The sequence below is a fragment of the Stenotrophomonas sp. 2YAF22 genome (assembly GCF_052114665.1).
In the GTDB taxonomy this organism is placed as follows: domain Bacteria; phylum Pseudomonadota; class Gammaproteobacteria; order Xanthomonadales; family Xanthomonadaceae; genus Stenotrophomonas; species Stenotrophomonas indicatrix.
Genome location: NZ_JBFRFE010000671.1, coordinates 1 through 2264, shown reverse-complemented (window position 1 = coordinate 2264; position 2264 = coordinate 1). Strand labels below are relative to the sequence as shown.

Genomic DNA, 2264 nt, shown 5'->3' with positions numbered 1-2264 from the left:
GGGGAAAAGTGCGACAGCGTGGCAGGTTAGCGGCCACGCCCGGCGCCATCTATCGCAGCTGGATGACGGGTTGATGACAGCGCAGGATCGATTCAGCTTGTCACAATGTCGCGACCGGCGAAAGCATTGATCCGGATCAATGAACGCCATCGCACGAATGGCCACAGTGCCGGCATGCGCACCCCGTTCAAGCTCGCCATTGCCCTGGCCGCCACCTTGGCCGCCGCTTACGGCATCGCCCGCAGTACACCGTACTGGTTCGCCCCACCGCAACAGGCCGAGGTCGACATCCACGACCCGGCCCTGATCGAACAGGGCCGGTACCTGTCGCGTGCTGCCGACTGCGCCGCCTGCCATACCGCACCGGGCGGCAGGCCGTTCGCCGGCGGCCTTGGCATGCAGACCCCGATGGGCACGCTGTACTCGACCAACATCACACCGGACACGGAGACCGGCATCGGCGCATACGACTACGCCGATTTCGAGCGCGCGGTGCGGCGTGGCATCCGCCATGACGGCCAGCCGCTGTATCCGGCCATGCCCTACGCCTCGTACGTGATCGCCAGCGATGCCGAGATCAAGGCGCTGTACGCCTACTTCATGGGTGCGGTGCAGCCGGTCCGGCAGGACAACGCCGACAGCAMGATTCCGTGGCCGGCAAACATGCGCTGGCCGCTTGCCTGGTGGCAGCTGTTGTTCGCACGTCCGCGCAGCTTCAGCCCTGATCCCACCCTGGATACCGGCCAGCAGCGCGGCGCCGAACTGGTTGAAGGCCTGGCCCATTGCGGCGCGTGCCATACCCCGCGCGGGCTGGCCTTCCAGGAAAAGGCGATGGCCGACGATGGCAGCCGCCAGTTCCTGTCCGGCTCGGTGCTGGAAGGCTGGTACGCGAAGAACCTGCGCAATGAACAGACCGGCCTGGCCAGCTGGAGCGAAGCCGAAATCGTCGAGTTCCTGCGTACCGGCCGCACCGATCGCTCCGCGGCTTTCGGCGGCATGGCCGATGTGGTCGAGCACAGCACGCAGTACCTGTCCGACGCCGATCTGCTGGCGATGGCGCGGTACCTGAAGCAGCTGCCGGCCCGCGAAGGGCGTAGCGCGCAGTGGACGCCGGGCACCGACACCACCACCGCCGCACTGCGCGGCGGCGACTACCGGGTGGCCGGTTCGCTGGCCTACGCGGAACACTGCCAGGCCTGCCATCGCGCAGATGGCCGCGGCATGCCACGGGTCTACCCTGCCCTGGCCGGCAACTCCATCGTCTTCGCCGATGATCCCAGCTCGCTGGTGCAGGTAACCCTGACCGGCGGGCGCACGCCACATACCGCGCATGACCGCATGGCATTCACCATGCCGGGCTTCGAGCAGCTGCCCAATGCGCAGCTCGCCGACATCCTCACCTTCATCCGCAACAGCTGGGGCAACCAGGCCAGCGCGGTCACTGAACTGGACGTAGCGCGCATGCGCCGGGTGGTGCGTGACAAGCCGGCGCATGTGGTCCCGCAGGAGACGGCGCAATGAGGCGTTCGAAGAAGCGTTCGACAGCGTTGATCGCCAGCGCGGTCGTTGCGGTGTTGCTGGCCGGTGCTGGCACGCTGCTGTACCAGCACCTGTACCCGGACCTGGACGCGGAAGTCGCGAGGACCCTGGACATCCTCGACAGCCACGGCCAGGTGGTGGGCCAGTACCACGTGCCCAGTGCCGAGGAGATCGCCAGCCTCGGCAACGCCGACGCGGTGATGTTCGGCCGTCGCCTGCTCAACGAGACCGCACGCCTTCTGCCGGACAACGTCGGCAACGATCTGAACTGCAATTCGTGCCACATGGCCGAGGGCAAGCGACCGTTCGGCAACCACTACTTGAACACCGGAGGCGGCAGCTACCCGCGCTACATGCCGCGACCGGGCAGGGAAATCGGCCTGGCCGAGCGCATCAACGGTTGCCTGCAGCGATCGATGAACGGCAAACCGCTGGCCAAGGACGCGCCGGAGATGCGTGCGATGCTGGAATACATGGCGTGGCTGAGCCGCCCGGTACCGGAGGGTGCGCGCGTGGCCGCGCCCAGCGAAGGGCCGATCGACAGCACGCTGACACCGGACCCGATACGTGGACAGGCGCTGTATGCCGCGCAGTGCGCCRCCTGCCACGGCGACAACGGCGAAGGCCGGCGCGATGCCAGCGGCGATATCGCGTTCCCGCCGCTGTGGGGCGAGCGCAGCTTCAACATCGGTGCCGGCATGGCGCGGCTGTACAAGGCCGCAGGC

General features: G+C 67.6%; 2 protein-coding genes. Both read left to right on the top strand.

The window, feature by feature from the left end; all coding sequences use genetic code 11:
• The first annotated feature begins 174 nt into the window (after window positions 1-174).
• Window positions 175-1521 carry a c-type cytochrome gene (locus tag AB4Y84_RS19755; protein ID WP_442250736.1) on the top strand — a complete coding sequence of 449 codons (1347 nt, stop codon included), beginning with the start codon at window positions 175-177 and terminating at the stop codon, window positions 1519-1521.
• Window positions 1518-2264: c-type cytochrome (locus tag AB4Y84_RS19750; protein ID WP_442250735.1), on the top strand; the 747-nt coding region annotated here is incomplete at its 3' end. The genes AB4Y84_RS19755 and AB4Y84_RS19750, both read left to right, overlap by 4 nt.